The organism is Crossiella sp. NPDC003009 (genome assembly GCF_053591555.1).
This window is the reverse complement of the sequence record NZ_JBSFUA010000031.1, coordinates 43186-59716: the sequence shown is the minus strand read 5'-3', so window position 1 is coordinate 59716 and position 16531 is coordinate 43186. Positions and strand designations below refer to the sequence as shown.

Below are 16531 nucleotides of genomic sequence, written 5' to 3'. Positions count from 1 at the left end.
TGCCTCTTCGTGCCCGCCGCCACCAGAGCCAGGCGGCGGGAACCGACTCCACCCGATCGCGCATTGACGGCTCACCCACACCGGCCTAACTTTGTAAGCGAGTGCTTACAAAGCCACGTCGGGAGCTCGTACATGACCACCACACCTGCCGCCGCCACGGATCTGGACCCGATCCCGTACCCGTTCAACGAAGCCGAGGGCCTCGGCCTGTCCGACCTCTACGAACAGATCCGCAACACCCCCGGCATGCTGCGCGTGCGGCTGCCCTACGGCGAGCCCGCCTGGCTGGCCACCCGCTACGCCGACGCCCGTTTTGTGCTGGGCGACAAGCGGTTCAGCCGCGCCATGGCCGAGACCAGGGACGCGCCCCGGTCGGTGCCCGTGGTCCGGCCCGGCGGCATCCTGGGCATGGACCCGCCGGACCACACCCGGCTGCGCACCCTGGCCGCCAAGGGCTTCACCATGCGCCGGGTCGAGGCGCTGCGACCCAGGGTGGCCCAGCTGGCCGAGGACCTGGTCGCCGGGCTGGTCGAGAAGGGCCCGCCTGCCGACCTGGTGGAGGAGTACGCGCTGCCCATCCCGGTGGTGGTGATCTGCGAGCTGCTGGGCGTGCCGCCGGAGGACCGGCCGCAGTTCCGGGTGTGGAGCGACGCCGCGCTGTCCACCTCGGGGCTGACCCCGCAGGAGATGGAGCAGAACCAGGAGGACCTGCGCGGCTACATGGCCGGGCTGATCGCCGAGCACCGCGAGCGGCCGCAGGACGACCTGATGACCGCGCTGATCGAGGCGCGCGACGTGGGCGACCGGCTGACCGAGCTGGAGCTGGTCGACCTGTGCGTGGGCATCCTGGTCGCCGGGCACGAGACCACCGCGACCCAGATCCCGAACTTCCTGTGGATGCTGCTGGAGCACCCGGACCAGCTGAAGAAGCTGCAGGCCGAGCCGGAGCTGATCCCGAACGCGGTGGAGGAGCTACTGCGGTTCGTGCCACTGGGCGTCGGCGCCAGCTTCCCCCGCTACGCCACCGAGGACGTGCACGTGGGCGAGGTGCTGGTGAGGGCGGGTGAGCCGGTGCTGGTGTCGGTGGGCTCGGCCAACCGGGACGCGCTGAAGTTCACCGAGCCCGGCGTGCTCGACGTGACCAGGACGAACATCCAGCACCTGGGCTTCGGGCACGGCGTGCACCACTGCCTGGGCGCGATGCTGGCCAGGATGGAGCTGCAGGAGGCGCTGCGGGTGCTGCTGGCCCGGCTGCCGGGGCTGCACCTGGCCGGGGACATCACCTGGAAGAACCGGATGATCGTGCGCGGACCCAGGACCATGCCGATCGCCTGGTGAGCCAGGCACGCCGGGGCCGGGAAGTCGGCGCTCCCGATCACTGTCCGGCCCCGGCGTCGCCGCCACGCTCGCGAAGAACATCCAGCACCTGGGCTTCGCGCACGGGCGCACTGCCGCGCGAGCTGCCGGGCCTGCGCCTGGCCGGTCCGGTGACCTGGAAGTCGCGGACCCTGGTGCGCGGCCCGCAGGTCCTGCCCGTGGCCTGGTGCGGCCACCTCGCCACGGCCGGGGAGACCGGCCGTGGCGAGCGGTGGCTCAGGGCAGGCGCTGGCCGATCAGCAGCGAGGTGCCCGCGGCGATGATCAGGGCCAGGGTGCCGAGCATCAGCCACGGGCGGCTGGCGTCGTCTTCCTTGGTCTCGTAGCCGATCTGCTCGCCCAGGGTGTCGTAGACCTTCTGCAGCTGTTCGGCGGAGTCCGCGCGGTGGAAGTCGCCGCCGGAGGCCTCGGCGATCTCCTTCATGGTCTCCACGTCGGCCGGGACCTGGGTGGTGCGGCCTTCGCTCTCGATGGTGCCGTAGTCGGTGCCGAAGGCGATCGCGGAGACCGGGATCTTGGCCTTCCCGGCCCGCTGCGCGACCTCGACCGGGTCGGCGCCCACCGTCTTCTTCCCGTCGGTCATCAGCACGATGCGCGAGGGGGGCGGGCCGTCGGCGCCGGTGAGCAGCTTGCCGAAGGACTCGATGGTGGCCATGGCCGCGTTCAGCGCGTCACCGGTGGCGGTGGCCGGGCCGAGCTTGAGCGTGTCGATGGCCTCGGCCACCGGTTTGCGGTCCACCGTGGGCGAGACCAGCACCACCGCGGAACCGGCGAAGGAGATCAGGCCCAGGTTGACGCCCTTGGTCAGGCCGTCGGTGAAGGACTTCGCGGACTTCTTCGCCGCGTCCAGCCGGTTCGGCGTGATGTCGGTGGCCTGCATGGACAGCGACACGTCGATCACCAGCATCACGGTGGCCCGGTTACGCGGCACCCGCTGCTCGGAGGTCGGCCCGGTCAGCGCGATGGTGAGCAGCAGCAGCGCGACCCCGAGCAGCGCGGGCGGCACGTGCCGGACCCAGTTCTGCCGCTTGGGGATGACCTTCTCCAGCAGCTCCAGGTTGGTGAAGCGCATGACGTAGCGCCGCCGCCTGCGCTGCACCAGCAGGTACACCACGACCAGCACGGCGACCGCGATCGCGAGCAGGAACCACCACGGCGCGGTGAACCCGCGCAGGCTGAGCCCGAACATCAGGCCACCCCTCCCGACCAGCGGCGCTTGCGGGCGACCACAAAACGGACCGTGTCGGCCACCCAGTCGGAGTCGGTGCGCAGCACCAGGTGACCGGTGCCCGCGCCGCGCAGCACAGTGGCCACCTGCTCCCGGTGCGCGGCTGCCGCGGCGCCGAACTCCTTGCGCAGCAACGGGGTGGTGTGCACCTCGCGCTGTTTGCCGGTCTCCGGGTCGGACAGGACGACGGTTCCCACGTCGGGCAGCTCCACGTCTCGCGGGTCGAGCACCTCGATGGCCAGCAGGTCGTGCCGGGCCGAGAGCGCGCGCAGCGGGCGCTCCCAGGTCAGCGGGCCGAGGAAGTCGGAGATCACCACGGCCAGGCCGCGCCGCCGGGGCGGGCGGCGCAGCTGTTCCAGGGCCAGCGCCAGATCGCCGCGGGTGCCGTCGGGGGCGCGTTTGGTCTGCGCGATCCGGCGCAGCAGCCCGCTGCCGTGCGCCAGGCCACCGCGGGCGGGCACGCGTTCGGTGTGCTCGCCGGTGGAGACGATCGCGCCGATCCGGTTGCCGCCGCCCCCGGTCAGGTGGGTCACCGCGGACACCGCGGCCACCGCCAGCTCCCGCTTCTCGCAGGCGGCGGTGCCGAAGTCCAGGCTGGGCGAGAGGTCGACCACGACCCAGGTCTCCAGCTCGCGGTCGGCCACCGTCTCCCTGATGTGCGGCACGGTGGTGCGCGCGGTGACCGCCCAGTCCATCCGGCGCACGTCGTCGCCCGGCTGGTACGGCCGCGCCTCACCGGGCTCGGTGCCGGGACCGGGCACCAGGCCGAGGTGGTTGCCCTGCAACAGCCCGTCCAGCCTGCGCTTGACGGTCAGCTCCAGGGTGCGCAGCGCCACGTCCAGGCGGGACTCGTCCAGCGCTGGCGGGGCCCAGGACGGCCGGGTGGCGCGCACCGGCCCGGCGTCGGGGGTGTCGGGGCTGGGCGTGCCGGTCACGGGCGCTGGACCGGCGCGGCCTGCGGGACGATGGGCGCCTGCGGCGCGTGCTGCGGCTGCGGCAGCTGCGGGCGCGCGGAGACCTGGGGCAGCGGCACGGTCTGCAGCACCCTGGAGACCAGGTGGTCCATAGGCACGCCGTCGGCCAGCGCGTCGTAGGAGAGGACCAGGCGGTGCCGCAGCACGTCCGGCACCACGTCCACCACGTCCTGCGGCAGCACGTAGTCGCGGCCGCGGACCAGGGCCAGCGCGCGGGCGCCGGCCACGATGCCCAGGGTGGCGCGCGGGGAGGCGCCGTAGGCGATCCAGCCGGCCACGTCGCCCAGGCCGTGCTCGGCGGGCGCGCGGGTGGCCAGCACCAGGCGGACCACGTAGTCGACCAGCGCGTGGTGCACGAAGACCTTGCTGGCCACGCCCTGCAGCCGGGACAGCTCCTCCGGGCTGAGCACCTGGGACGGCTCCGGCGGGGTCACGCCCATCCGGTAGACGATCTCGCGCTCTTCCTCGGCGGTCGGGTACTCGACGATGATCTTGAACAGGAAGCGGTCGCGCTGCGCCTCCGGCAGCGGGTAGACGCCCTCGTTCTCGATCGGGTTCTGGGTGGCCAGCACCAGGAACGGGCTGGGCATCGGGAAGGTCTGGCCGCCGATGGAGACGTGCCGCTCGGCCATCACCTCCAGCATCGCCGACTGCACCTTCGCGGGCGCGCGGTTGATCTCGTCGGCGAGCACGAAGTTGGCCACCACCGGGCCCAGCTCCACGTCGAAGCTCTCGGTGCCCTGCCGGTAGATGCGGGTGCCGAGGATGTCGGCGGGCACCAGGTCGGGGGTGAACTGCAGGCGGGAGAAGGAGCCGCCGACGACCTTGGCGAAGGTCTCCACCGCGAGGGTCTTGGCCACGCCGGGCACGCCCTCCAGCAGCAGGTGTCCCTTGGCCAGCAGGCCCACCAGCATGCGCTCGACCAACCGGTCCTGGCCGACGATGACGCGCTTGACCTCGAACACGGTGCGCTCGAGCAGCTGTGCGTCGCGCGCGGGCGTGGTCGCGGCCGCGCCCTCGGCGTACCCGGGCTCGGTCACTGGCGAACCTCCTAGAACGAAGAACTGTGTACCGGCACATACCCCACTTGTGCCGGTACACAGCAAACCCCGCGTTGGGTATGACCCCTGTGAAAGACCTGGGCGAGCGCAGCGACGGGGTGAAGATCACTCAGTTGAGCTGGACGGGCAGCTCGGCCAGTGCGCGCATGCCGCTGACCCGCAGCTTGAGCTCCGCCGGCGGCACTGCGAGCCTGATCTCCGGGAAGCGCCGGATCAGGGTGCCGATGGCCACCTCGCCCTCCAGCCTGGCCAGCCGCGCGCCGAGGCAGAAGTGGATGCCGTGGCCGAAGCCGAGGTGCTTGCCCGCGTCCCTGGTGACGTCCAGCCGGTCCGGGTCGGTGAACAGCTCGGGGTCCCGGTTGGCCACCGGCACCGCGATGAACACCGCGCTGCCCGCCGGGATCACGGTGTCACCCAGCCGCAGGTCCTCGGTGAGCGCCCGGTTGAGGCCGGGGTTGATCGGGCCGTCGAAGCGCAGCAGCTCGTCCATGGCCGGGTTGAGCAGCTCGGGGCGCTCGCGCAGCAGCTGGAGCTGGTCGGGGTGGGTGAGCAGGGCGCGCATGCCCAGCGAGATCAGGTGGGTGGTGGTCTCGTGCCCGGCGAAGATCAGCAGCGCGGCCATCGCGACCATCTCCGCGTCGGTGAGCGCCTGGCCGTCGACCTCCACCGCGGCCAGGTCGCCGAGCAGGTCCGCCGCGGTCGCGTCGCCGCGCTTGCGGACCATCAGCTCGCGCAGGTACTCCCCCATCTCCAGCAGCTTCGGGATGTGCACCGGCGCCTGGGCGAGGTCGGCGAACAGCGCGGTCATCGCGTGCGACCAGTCCCGGAACAGCGCGCGGTCCTCGACCGGGGTGCCGAGCAGCTCGCAGATCACCGTGATGGGCAGCTGGAAGGCGAACTCCTCGATCAGCTCGACCGGCTCGGTGCGCTCGGCCAGCCGGTCCAGCAGCTCGGCGGTGATCTGCTCGATCCGCGGTCGCAGCGCGTCCACCCGGCGGGCGCTGAAGGCGCGCACCACGAGCTTGCGCTGCCGGGTGTGCTCCGGCGGGTCCAGGTGCAGCATCGAGCCGCCCACCAGCGCGCCGATGGCCATCAGCGCCTCGCCGATCTCCCCCGCCGGCGACTCCGCCGAGATCTCCGGCTGGTGGATGCGCACGGTGGTCTGCGGCGCGGCCAGCACCGCGACCGCGTCGGCGTGCCTGCTGACCGCCCAGTGCTGCCGGCCGCCGAGCTCCCAGAGCAGCTTGGGCGGCTGCGGCTCGGTGATCTCCGCGACCGCCGGCCCCAGGGCCGCCAGGGCCTCCGCGATGTGCTCGGTCTGGTCCTGCTTGGTCGACATTTCCCCTCCTCAGCGCACGTTCACTACGAACGTAGTACTACCGTAGCAGTGAATCTGTCGGCGGTGCGCGGGTGGGGCAGACTGTGCGGGTGCCACCCCAGAACGAGCAGCGCAAGAAGCACCTCGCGGACGCCGCGATCGACGTGCTGGCCCGCGAGGGCGGCCACGGCCTGACCCACCGGACGGTGGACAAGGAGGCCGGGGTGCCGACCGGCACGACCTCGAACTACTTCCGCACCAGGGACGCGCTGTGGTCGGCGGTGGCGCACCGGGTGGCCGAGCGGCACTGGGAGATCATCAGCACCATCGAGGGCTTCCCGGAGAAGATGGCCACACCGATCGAGGCCTCCGAGGCGATCAGCCTGATGCTGACCGGACTGGAGGAGGAGGGCCGGATCTTCAACCTGGCCATGCTGGAGCTGAACCTGGAGGCGATCCGGCGACCGGGCCTGCGGCCGACCCTGCACGAGCTCAACGAGCTGGTCACCAAACAGATGGGGATCAACCACCGGCTCCAGGCACTGCCGGATGACCGGGAGACCCTGGACCTGATCGGGATCTTCCTGCGCGGCTTGCAGCTGAGCATGCTGATGCCCTGGACCCTGGGCCAGGCCTACGATCCCTCGAAGCTGATCGAGCGCGCCTACGGGGCCATGCTGGCCAGCGCGCCACCGCCTCAGCCCGGGTGAGCCGCCCGCCAGGCGGCCAGATCCTCAGGCGTGTCCACGTCGCGCCCCTCCCGCACCACCGCGGGCACCTCGACGACGTGCAGACCGCCGAACACCGCGCGCAGCGGCGCATCGGCCAGCTCGGCCGGCATCGCCGCACGCAACGCGGCCAGCCGCCACACTCCGGTCAGCCACTGCTTCCGCCCGTCGGCCACCAGCACCGCGCCGTCCACACCGTCCACTTCGGACAGTGCCGCACACAGGCGGGACACCGTGGCGGCGGTGACACCCGGCTGGTCGGCGGCCAGCACCGCCACCAGACCGTCTACTTCGGACAGTGACGCCAGTCCGGCCCCCAGTGCCGCGAGCGGCCCCGATCCGACTGGTACCTCACGTGTCCAGGACACCGGACGGCTGACCGTCCGTTGTGGACCGACCACGACCACCCGCTCCGCCGCCGCGACGGCGGCCAGCGCGTGTTCGAGCAGGCTGCGCCCGCCGAGCAGCAGCCCCGGTTTGTCCACGCCGCGCATCCGGCTCGCCCTTCCCCCGGCGAGCACCACGGCCGTCAAGCGCACGTCCACCGCTCAGTTCGCCGCCCGCAGCGCGGCCACCGCGTCGGCCAGGTCGGGATCGTTGGCGGCCTTGTCCAGCGCGGCGCTGAGCGTCTCCCGGTAGACCGGTTCGGCCAGGGCCTGCCGCTCCCTGCCCTCGGGGGTGAGCATCGAGTACACGCCCCTGCGGTCGTTCTCGCAGGGGTCGCGCACGGTCAGCCCGGCCTCCTCCAGCCGCGCCACCAGCCGGGACACCGAACTCTGGTTGAGCCCGATGGCGTCGGCGAGCACCTGCATGCGCAGGCTGCACCCGTCCACCTCGGCCAGCCTGCTCAGCGCCCGGTACTCGGTCAGCCCGAGCCCGAACCGCCGTTGCAGGGCCTTGGCCAGCTCCTGCTCGATCCGCCCGTGCAGGGTGATCACCCTGCGCCAGGCCGGTTCGTCCACCGCGTCCCGCGCGGCCACTGTGTTCTCCGCTGTCACTGTCGACCCCACAACCACGCCCCTTGACCGGAGCCTACCTCCGGTGCAAGTATCCCGGTCAGAAGTACATGTAGGTGCATGCATCTACTCTATCCCCTAGAAAGGTCCCTTCTCATGCGCTCTTTCCTGTTTCTGCTCGGCAGCACACGCCAAGGTGGTAACACAGAGACATTGGCACGTAACGCAGCGGAAAATCTCCCTACGAACGTCGAGCAACAGTGGCTCAACCTGGCCGCGCTGCCCCTTCCGGAGTACGTGGACCGCCGCCATGCGCCCGGCAATCGTCTGCATCCCGCCCCGATCGGCACCGAGCGGCAGCTGCTGGACGCGACCCTGGCCGCCACCGACATCGTGATCGCCTCGCCCACCTACTGGTACTCGGTGTCCACCCCGACCAAGCGCTACCTCGACTACTGGAGCGACTGGTTCGACATCGAGGAGCTCGGTTTCAAGGGCCGGATGGCCGGCAAACGGCTCTGGGTGATCACCGCGCTGAGCGAGGAGCCGCACCAGGCGGACGCGCTGATCGACCAGCTCCGGCGGTCGGCGGCGTACTTGAAGATGGAGTTCGCGGGGGCGCTGACCGGGAACGGGAGCAAGCCGGACGACGTGCTGGCCGACACCGAGGCGATGAACAACGCGAAGGTCTTCTTCGCTTCGGTGTGAGCCGGTGACTGGGGGTTTGCCCGCTCTCAACGGGGAGAGCGGGCAACACGGCTCAGATGTAGCTGATCCGCACCCCGGGCCCCAGCTCGTCCAGGCCGCGGTAGGAGCCGTCGCGGTCCAGCCGCAGCCGGAGCTCCCGGCCGGCCAGCGCGCGCAGGTCGAGCGTCCTCTGAGGATTCCGGATCTCCAAGCTGCGCAACGGCAACCCTGCCAGCATCTCCAGCCTTTCGACGGCGAGCCCGTCGATGATCAGTGTCCGTATGTTGGGCATCAGGTCCGGCAGCCGGTGCGGCTCCTCGGCATCGGTCTCGGACAACAGCAACTGCCGAATGCTCGGCCAGGCCCGACCGGACGTGGTGCCCAGGGTCGCTCCTCGCCACAGGTTCAAGCGCCACAACGAGGTCAGCTCGTCCAGCGGGGAATAGTCCTCGATCCGCTCCAGCTGGTCCAGGGACAGGGTCTGCAGGCCGGGCAGCTCCCGGACGAAGCCGAGGTCAGGCATGGGCACGGAGCCGAACAGGGCCAGGTTGGCCAGGTGGGGCAACCGGGACAGCAGCTCGGTCCCCCGGTAGTCCTCGGCGGCGAACAGCTCCACCGTGTGCAGCAGCGGGTGTTCGAGCAGGGGTCCCAGGTCGATGGTCTCGTGCGAGAGGACGAGCCGGACCGTGGTGAGACAGGGCAGGCCCGCGATGATGTCCAAGGGCTCCAGGCCGCTGGGCATCAGGTCAACCTCCAGGCTGCGCAGGTTGGCCAGTCGGTCGAGGTGGGGCAGCAGGTGCTCGTCGCGCACCCGGATGTGCCCGTCCCGCAACGGGGCCCCGGCCAGCACCTCCTCGGCGTAGCGGGCGGGTTCGAAGTAGCGCCAGGCTGCGGCCAGCTCCTCCTGCACCCTGGGCCGGGGGTCGGCCGCGTACCCGCGCAGCAGCCGCAGCCCGTCCTCGTTCTCGGTGAAGGCCGCCGCCCGCACGGTGGCCGCCGCCGACGCCTCGGACAGATCGTCCACAGTGGACGGGAAGTAGCGCAGCACCCGGTGCCCGATGGCGGCCAGCGAACCGGCCTCGCGGACGCTGCGCGGGGGCACCAGGTGCGTCTCGATCAGGGTGTCCACCCGCGCGCGGACCGCGGGGTCCAGCTCCTCCACCGTTTCCAGGCAGGCGGCGGCGAGCAGGCGGAGGTGGCGGGCGCGGCGGGGTTCGGTGTCGGCGCGGTCCAGGATCTCGGTGAGCAGGGTGTCCGCCTGGGTGCGTTTGGCGTGGCCGCAGGCCATCACGATGGTCTCCCACCAGACGTCCAGGTGCGCCTGGGAGACCAGCTTCTCGATCCGGCCCTGCTCGGTGGCCTCGCTGGCGGCCAGGTACTCCTGGAAGGTGCGGTGCACGAAGTCGACCTTGCCCGGCACCGGTTCGCGCAGCACCCCGCTGCGCTCCAGCAGGTGGTCCAGGATCTGCCCGGCGGGGTCGGTGACGTTGGGCATGGCGAGCAGCTTGCGGGCCACGTGCTCCTCCGCGCGGGCCCGGTCCAGCTCGATCCGGTTGGCCTCGGTGAGCCGCCAGGCCATGTCCCGCAACAGGACCCGCTTGCGGCTGACGTCCAGCAGGCCGGCGATGCCGCGCTTGAGGTCCCTGGTCTCCAGCAGCATCTCCAGCGCGCGGCGGTAGAGCTCCATCCGGTTGCGCGGCAGTTCGCTGACCTGGTCCAGGTTCAGCGCGCACAACATGGCGCACAGCAACGGGTTCGCGGCCAGCACCCGCAGGTGCGGGCGGCTGGCGAGCTGGTTGAGCAGGCGGCGCTGGGCCGCGGGCAGCTCGGCCGGGTCGCCGGGCAGGCTGTGCGCGCGCTGGGCGGCCTCGTGCCAGCGGGCCACGAACCGGGTGATGTCCTCCCGGTTCATCGGTTCCAGGGTGACCGCGGTGAAACCCTCGGCGGCCAGCCACTTCGCCTCGGCCGCGGCGGGGCGGGCGGTGACCACCATGCGGGCCTTGGGGAACTCGCGGGCCAGTTCGGACAGCCAGGCGTGCACCTGCGGGCGGCGGTTCGGCGGCACCTCGTCCACCCCGTCGACCAGCAGGAGCGCGCTGCCCTCGTCCAGGCGGCGGTGCGTCCACAGTTCGGGCATCTCCGCCGAGCGCGCCGGCCAGGCGTCCTGGAGAAACTGCTCGGGACGCGGTAGGTCGCCGGTGGCGTGGCCGCGCAGGCGGATCACGAAGGGCACGCAGGAGTTCCAGTCCGCGAGCTGCTCGGTGAAGGCGGAACGGGCCGCGGTGACGGCGAGCCAGTGCAGCAGCGTGGTCTTGCCCGACCCCGCTTCGCCGCGCACGAACGCGCGGTCCGCGCCACCGAGTGCGGCCTCCACCCGGCCGCTGCTGGTGCCGCTGTCCCCGGTCTCGGCGAACCAGTGCCGGTCGGGGCGGCGGCGGGTGGCGCGGCTGTGCCGGTCCAGCACGCTGGCCACGCTCAGGCTCAGGTAGGCCGTGCTCAGCGCCAGCTTCGGCTGCTCGTGGGCGGCCAGGCCGAGCAGCGTCACACTGTCCAATGTGGACTCGATGTGCCGGAGGTAGGCGGCGGTGAACTCGGCGTCGTGGTCGGTGCCGCGCGGCGCGTGCAGGGTGGAGCGTGGGACCCTGGCCAGCAGCTCGTCCAGCTGGGCGGTCTGCGCGGTGAGCCGGGACAGCGTCTCGGCCAGCGCGCGCGGCGGCAGCGCGGGCAGGTGCTGGATGACCTGGGCCAGGTAGCGGCAGGACTGGTCCAGCGCGATGTCGTAGAGCTGGCCCGCGGCTTCGGCAAGGCCGGCCGGCGGCGGGCAGACCGAGCGGACGTGCGCGGCGAGCTTGTCGCCGTCGGCGTCGGTGGCGAAGACCAGCTCGTCGCTCAGCTCGACCTCGGCCAGTGCGTCGCCCGCACCGGCAAGGGCGGCGGCGACCTCGTGCGCCGGCAGGGACCTGAACCGGGTCTCCAGCACCAGTTCCAGGCGTTCGGCGACCTGGCCGCCGACGTTGCCGAGCAGCCGGTCCAGCTTGTTGCGCTGGATCGGACTGGCCAGTTCCTCCGCGGCCAGCTCAGCGAGGGTGGCGGTGCGCTGTCTGCGGGCCCGATGGCGGCGCAGCCAGGCGGTCACCGCCTTCTCGGCGATGATCTTGCCGAGGTCGAGCACTTCCAGCCCGCTGATGACGGCCTCCCCCAGTTCCGAATCCCGCGGACAGTGTCGAACGACCGGTCGGTCGGGTCAGCGGTAACCAGCACAAATCCGCCGTTCGGCCTAGGCCGGGAAATCCGCGCGACCCGAAGGCCCTGGTAGGTCAGACTCGGCGTACGTGACAGTTGTGGAGATCAGATCGCGGCGCGCGCTGGCGGTGGCGGCGACCGTGGCCGCCGGGGTTGGGCTGGCCGGGCAGGCCCGGTTGAACGGGGAGTTCGGCGCGCGGCTCGGGGACGGGATCGGCGCGCCGCTGCTGACCACCGCCATGGGCATGGTCGTGCTGCTGGCGCTGGTGCCCGCCTTCCCCGCCGGACGACGCGGCATCCGGCAGCTGCGGACCGCGGTGCGCGGAGGGCGGTTGCGCTGGTGGCACTGCCTCGGCGGGATCAGCGGCGCGCTGATCGTCGGCGGCCAGGGGATCACGGTGACCTCGCTGGGCGTCGCGCTGTTCACGGTGGCGATCGTGGCGGGCACCGTGGGCGGCAGCCTGGCCGCGGACCGGTGGGGGCTCGGGCCGGGCGGGGTGCGGCCGGTGACCGCGGCGCGGCTGGGCGGGGCGGTGCTGTGCGTGCTGGCGGTGCTGATCGCCGGGGCGGACCGGATCGGCGGCGCGAGCACCCTGGTACTGGTGGCGTTGCCGCTGCTGGCGGGGGTGACGGGGGCGGTGCAGTCGGCGTTCAACGGGCGGGTGGCCGCGGCCGCGGGCTCGCCGTGGCCGGCCACCATGGTGAACTTCGTGGTGGCCACGGCAACGCTGGCGGTGCTGCTGCTGGCCGGGTTCGCCGTGCGCGGCCTGCCCACCGGCGCTTTCCCGGCCGAGCCGTGGTTCTACCTGGCCGGGCTGATCGGGATCGGCGTGGTGGCGGTGGCCACCCTGGCCGTCGGCGAGATCGGGGTGCTGGTCTACGGGCTGGCGAGCGTGGCAGGGCAACTGCTCGGGGCGATCGCGCTGGACCTGGCGACCGGGCCGCAGCCCACCATCGCGACCTGGGCCGGGGCCGGGCTGACGCTGGTCGCGGTGCTGCTGGCGGCGCGGGTCAACCGAAGTCCGGTGCCAGCCCGGTCAGCTCCACGCTGAGATCCCACAGCCGGGTCGCCGCTGCCAGGTCGGCCAGCGGCCCGCGCACCGGTTCCACCCTGGGCGCGCCGCGGAGGCCGAACACCCTCGGCCCCCACAGCTGCCCGCCGCGCACGGCGGGGTCGAGCACCGCCCTGACCGCGACCCTGGCCGCCTTGTCCTTGCCGTGCAACAGGATCCCGGCCGGCCGGCCGAGCAGCCGCTGACCGGCGCCGCGCACGTGCACCGGCGGGCGGGACGGGGTGAGCGAGTCCAGTGCCCCGCCGGGGTGGGCGACCACGCTGCGCACCGGGCTGCCGGTGGCGCGCAGGCGGCGGTCCAGCTCGAAGCCGAAGAGCATCTGGGCCAGCTTGGACCGGGCGTAGGTGCGCTTGGGCTGGTAGTCGCGGGTGCTGTGCGGGTCGTCGAAGTCAACGGTCTCGGACTTGGCGGTGAAGCTGCCGGTGGTGACCACCCTGGCGGCCGGGGCGGCGGCGAGCAGCGGGGCGAGCAGGGCGGTGAGGGCGAAGTGGCCGAGGTGGTTGGTGCCGAACATCAGCTCGTGGCCCTGCGGGGTCTCCTGGCGCGGCGGGTCGTCGAGCAGCACCCCGGCGTTGTGCACCACCGCGTCCAGCCGGTCCAGCCGCAGACCGTCCACAGTGGACTTGAGCGAGGGCAGGTCGGCCAGGTCGAGCGAAACCTGGCCGACCTGGGCGCCGGGCACCCGTGCGCGCAGGGCGGAGAGCACGGCCTCGGCCTTGGCCGGGCTGCGACTGCCGAGCAGCACGGCGCACCCGGCAGCCGCTAGCTGTTCGGCGACGAAGTACCCGATGCCCGCGTTGCCCCCGGTGACCAGGACGGTGAACGACATCCCGCCACGCTAACCGACCTCACTCGACGGGCTTGCCGAACCAACGGGCCAGTTGCCGGTCCAGATCCCGCTGATCGTGGCCGATCCAGGACACGTGGCCGTCGGGGCGGAGCAGGACGCAGGGCACGTCCAGTGCCGCGGTGGGATCGGCGAGGTAGTCGACGCGGTCTGCCCAGCCGCCGACGGTCAGGCGTTCGGTGCGGTCCAGCAGCAGGCCGCGGCCTCGGTGCAGCAACCCGTAGAGGGTGCCCTGTTTCACCTCGATGTCGGGCAGGCGGCGGCCGAGCAGGTCGGGGCCTTCGCCGAAGTCGTAGCGGATGCCGATCGCGGTGATCTTCTCGATCAGGTGGCGGTTCACCTCGTTGAAGTCCATCAGCTCGGTGAACAGCCTGCGCACGGCCCGCGCACCCGGTTCGGTGCCGGAGAGCTCCAGCTGGGCGCGGGTGTTGTCCAGCACGTCCGCGGCCACCGGATGGCGTTCGGCCTGGTAGGTGTCCAGCAGCGGGTCCGGTGCCCAGCCGCGGACCTGCGCGGCCAGTTTCCAGCCGAGGTTGACCGCGTCCTGCACGCCGAGGTTGAGGCCCTGCCCGCCGAGGGGTGGATGGATGTGCGCCGCGTCGCCGGCCAGCAGCACCCGTCCGAGGCGGTACCGCTCGGCCAGCCGGGTGGCATCGCCGAAGCGGGACAGCCAGCGCGGGGAGTGCACGCCGAAGTCGGTGCCCGCGATGGCGCGCAGCCCCTGCCGGAAGTCCTCCAGGGTGGGCGGTTCCGCGCGATCGCTGACTCCCACGGCGGGAACCACCACGCGGTAGACCTTGTCGCCGAAGGGACTGAGACTGAAACTCTTGTTGGTCTGGTAGATCGCGGCGGCCTTGGCGGCGATCTCCTCCTGCGGCACACCCACTTCCAGCTCGCCCATCAGCGTCTCGGTCCGTGAGGGCTCGCCGGGGAAGCCGACGCCGAGCAGCTTGCGCACCGTGCTGCGCGCGCCGTCACAGCCGACGAGGTAGCGCGTGCGCAGCCGTTCACCGTCGGCCAGCTCGACGGTCACGCCCTCGTCGTCCTGCTCGACACCGGCCACCGCGCAGCCGCGCCGGACCTGCGCGCCCAGCTGGACCGCGTGTTCTTCGAGGAGCTGGACGATGACCGGCTGCGGAATGCCCAGCAGATAGGCGTGCGCGGAGTCCAGGCCCTGCGGCACGGGTTTGGCGATGGCGGCGAAGAAGCCGGCGGCCGGACGCTGCCTTCCGTGCGGCAGCAGGCGGTCCAGCAGTCCGCGCATCGCCATCAGCTCAAGACTGCGGATGTGCAGACCGACGATGCGGACGAAGGAAGCGGGCTCGGTGTCCCGCTCCAGGACGAGTACCCGCACATCGTGCAGCCGCAGCTCGGCGGCCAGCATCGCGCCGGTCGGCCCGCAGCCGGCGATGATCACGTCGAACATGGTGTTGCCTTTCGGGAGTGCCTTGGTGGCGGCGCTCCCGGCGACACCTACGTCAGTCGCCAGACCGGGACGGGAAGGGGAAGCACCCACATCGCTACAGCGGTCATGGGTCTCACCTCCTCGGGCGGTGTCGCGGTCCGCCGCAAGCTACAAGACCGCGCGCCACCCCGTCGACTCCTTTTCCGCCTAGACCAGGCGCACCGCGTACGGCATCAGGCCGCCGTAGCGCACCGGCGAGATCCGCACCCGCGCGCCGGAGTGCGGGGCCTCCACCATCCGCCCGCCGCCCAGGTACATCGCCACGTGGTGGATGCGGCCGTTGGTGGCCCAGAACAGCATGTCTCCCGCGGCCATCTGGGACAACGGCACCTTGCGGCCGTAGTTGTACTGGTAGCCGCTGTAGTGCGGCAGGTTGATGCCGATCCCGGCGTAGGCGTAGATCATCAGGCCGGAGCAGTCGAAGCCGACCTTGCGGTAGTCGCCGAAGGAGTCGGCCACGCCGCCGTCGCGGATGCCGCGGGTCGGGCCGGAGCCGTTGCCGCCGCCCCAGGCGTAGATCACGCCCAGCTGGGACAGCGCGCGGTTGATCGCGATCTGCACGCCGCGGCCGGGCGCGGGGGCGACCGTGGGCCGGGCCGCGGTCTGCGGGCGGGCGGCCGGGCGGTTCTGCGCGGCGGCGGCCGCGGCGGCCTTGCGGGCCTCCTCGGCCTCGCGGCGCTGCCGCTCCTCCTCCTCGCGCTTCTTGGCCGCCAGCCAGTCCTCGTAGCGCTGCCGCTGGCCCTGCAGGCCGGAGACGCGGTCGCGCGCCTCGAACAGCTGCTTCTCCACCGCGACCCTGGTGGCCTCGATCTCGTTGGCCCGCTGCTCCTGGGTGTTGCCCGCCTGCACGGCGATGGCCTGCGCCGCGTCGGCGACCCGCTTGGCCTGCTCGGCGGCGTTCTGCTTGGCCTCAGCGGCCTCCAGGGCCTTGCGGGCCATGGAGTCCTTGTTCGCCTTGTCCGTGCGCGCCTTGCGCATGACCTCCAGCACGTCGGCCTGCGAGCCGCTGATCAGCTCCAGCATCTCGGAGCGGTCCAGCACCTCCTGCGGGCCCTTGGCGGTCAGCAGCGCGCCGGTGGTGTCCAGCAGGTTGCCGTTCTGGTAGGTCGCGGCGGCGAAGGCGTCGGCCTTGGCGCGCAGGTCCTCCACCGACTTGGCGGCGGCGTCGGCCTCGGCGCGGGCGCCCCTGGCCTCGCTCTTGGCCCGGTCCGCGGCCTCCTGCGCGGCCTCCAGGTCGACCAGGGCCTTCATCGCCTCTTCGCGGCGCAGCTCCACATCGGCCATCAGCTCGGCCAGGCGGGCCTCGGCGCGGCTGAGCTCGTTGGTGAGCCTGCCGACCTCGCCCGCCTTGGAGTCGACCTGGGCGCGGCCGTTGCGGATGTCGGCGTCGCTCGGGTTGGGCGGTGGCGGCGGCACGGCCGCGCCCACGCCGGGCGTGCCGGCCAGCAGCACACCCGCGATCGCGGTCGTCACGAGCCCCAGAACCAGGTTCCGTCGCGTCGGCATCACGCCCACCTCCGAACCTTTCCTCCGCCGGTCGCGCCCAGCCGACAACGCCCGCTCGGCCTACACGCC

15 protein-coding genes are annotated in these 16531 nt (G+C 72.3%); 4 read left to right on the top strand and 11 right to left on the bottom strand.

Features of this window, described 5'->3' with window-relative positions; genetic code table 11:
* The first annotated feature begins 132 nt into the window (after positions 1–132).
* Positions 133–1338 (top strand): cytochrome P450, encoded by a 1206-nt coding sequence (locus ACWDY5_RS27535; protein ID WP_449725060.1) that lies wholly within the window; start codon positions 133–135, stop codon positions 1336–1338.
* Positions 1339–1375: 37 nt separating this feature from the next.
* Here ACWDY5_RS27535 and ACWDY5_RS27530 read toward each other — a convergent pair whose 3' ends face one another.
* From ACWDY5_RS27530 to ACWDY5_RS27510, 5 genes are all read right to left on the bottom strand, one after another.
* Positions 1376–1561, bottom strand: coding sequence for a hypothetical protein (locus ACWDY5_RS27530; RefSeq protein ID WP_449725059.1), 186 nt, complete (start codon positions 1559–1561; stop codon positions 1376–1378).
* A 32-nt stretch (positions 1562–1593) separates the two neighbouring features.
* Positions 1594–2565, bottom strand: coding sequence for a VWA domain-containing protein (locus ACWDY5_RS27525; RefSeq protein WP_449725058.1), 972 nt, complete (start codon positions 2563–2565; stop codon positions 1594–1596).
* On the bottom strand, positions 2565–3539 hold the full coding sequence (locus ACWDY5_RS27520; protein WP_449725057.1) for a DUF58 domain-containing protein: 975 nt from the start codon (positions 3537–3539) through the stop codon (positions 2565–2567). The genes ACWDY5_RS27525 and ACWDY5_RS27520 overlap by 1 nt, the downstream gene beginning before the upstream one ends.
* Positions 3536–4618: an AAA family ATPase gene (locus ACWDY5_RS27515; protein ID WP_449725056.1), complete on the bottom strand. Its 1083-nt coding sequence runs from the start codon at positions 4616–4618 to the stop codon at positions 3536–3538. The genes ACWDY5_RS27520 and ACWDY5_RS27515 overlap by 4 nt, the downstream gene beginning before the upstream one ends.
* Positions 4619–4748: 130 nt before the next feature.
* The gene (locus tag ACWDY5_RS27510; protein WP_449725055.1) at positions 4749–5978 is read right to left on the bottom strand and encodes a cytochrome P450 family protein; all 1230 of its coding nucleotides are present in this window, start codon (positions 5976–5978) and stop codon (positions 4749–4751) included.
* A gap of 89 nt (positions 5979–6067) precedes the next feature.
* On the opposite strand from ACWDY5_RS27510, the gene ACWDY5_RS27505 reads away from it, so the two are divergent.
* On the top strand, positions 6068–6667 hold the full coding sequence (locus tag ACWDY5_RS27505; protein WP_449725054.1) for a TetR/AcrR family transcriptional regulator: 600 nt from the start codon (positions 6068–6070) through the stop codon (positions 6665–6667).
* On the opposite strand, the gene mobA is transcribed toward ACWDY5_RS27505, so the two are convergent.
* Both mobA and ACWDY5_RS27495 read right to left on the bottom strand, forming a co-directional pair.
* Positions 6655–7224 carry a molybdenum cofactor guanylyltransferase gene (gene mobA, locus ACWDY5_RS27500; RefSeq protein WP_449725053.1) on the bottom strand — a complete coding sequence of 190 codons (570 nt, stop codon included), beginning with the start codon at positions 7222–7224 and terminating at the stop codon, positions 6655–6657. The two genes, ACWDY5_RS27505 and mobA, sit on opposite strands and share 13 nt — an antisense overlap.
* A 9-nt stretch (positions 7225–7233) precedes the next feature.
* Complete coding sequence (locus ACWDY5_RS27495) at positions 7234–7683, bottom strand: MarR family winged helix-turn-helix transcriptional regulator (RefSeq protein ID WP_449725052.1); 450 nt, start codon at positions 7681–7683, stop codon at positions 7234–7236.
* 78 nt (positions 7684–7761) lie between these two features.
* Here ACWDY5_RS27495 and ACWDY5_RS27490 point away from each other — a divergent pair, with 78 nt between their 5' ends.
* A complete protein-coding gene (locus ACWDY5_RS27490; RefSeq protein ID WP_449725051.1) occupies positions 7762–8349 on the top strand; it encodes a flavodoxin family protein in 588 nt (195 codons plus the stop codon).
* Between the two features lie 52 nt (positions 8350–8401).
* Here ACWDY5_RS27490 and ACWDY5_RS27485 read toward each other — a convergent pair whose 3' ends face one another.
* Positions 8402–11500 (bottom strand): NACHT domain-containing protein, encoded by a 3099-nt coding sequence (locus tag ACWDY5_RS27485; RefSeq protein ID WP_449725050.1) that lies wholly within the window; start codon positions 11498–11500, stop codon positions 8402–8404.
* Positions 11501–11660: 160 nt separating this feature from the next.
* On the opposite strand from ACWDY5_RS27485, the gene ACWDY5_RS27480 reads away from it, so the two are divergent.
* Positions 11661–12623, top strand: coding sequence for a DMT family transporter (locus tag ACWDY5_RS27480; protein WP_449725049.1), 963 nt, complete (start codon positions 11661–11663; stop codon positions 12621–12623).
* On the opposite strand, the gene ACWDY5_RS27475 is transcribed toward ACWDY5_RS27480, so the two are convergent.
* The 3 genes from ACWDY5_RS27475 to ACWDY5_RS27465 form a co-directional block, all read right to left on the bottom strand.
* Positions 12583–13473 (bottom strand): SDR family NAD(P)-dependent oxidoreductase, encoded by an 891-nt coding sequence (locus tag ACWDY5_RS27475; RefSeq protein ID WP_449725048.1) that lies wholly within the window; start codon positions 13471–13473, stop codon positions 12583–12585. The genes ACWDY5_RS27480 and ACWDY5_RS27475 overlap by 41 nt on opposite strands.
* Positions 13474–13492: 19 nt before the next feature.
* Positions 13493–14917: a rifampin monooxygenase gene (rox, locus tag ACWDY5_RS27470; protein WP_449725047.1), complete on the bottom strand. Its 1425-nt coding sequence runs from the start codon at positions 14915–14917 to the stop codon at positions 13493–13495.
* Between the two features lie 186 nt (positions 14918–15103).
* Positions 15104–16462: an NlpC/P60 family protein gene (locus tag ACWDY5_RS27465; RefSeq protein ID WP_449725046.1), complete on the bottom strand. Its 1359-nt coding sequence runs from the start codon at positions 16460–16462 to the stop codon at positions 15104–15106.
* Positions 16463–16531 lie beyond the last annotated feature (69 nt).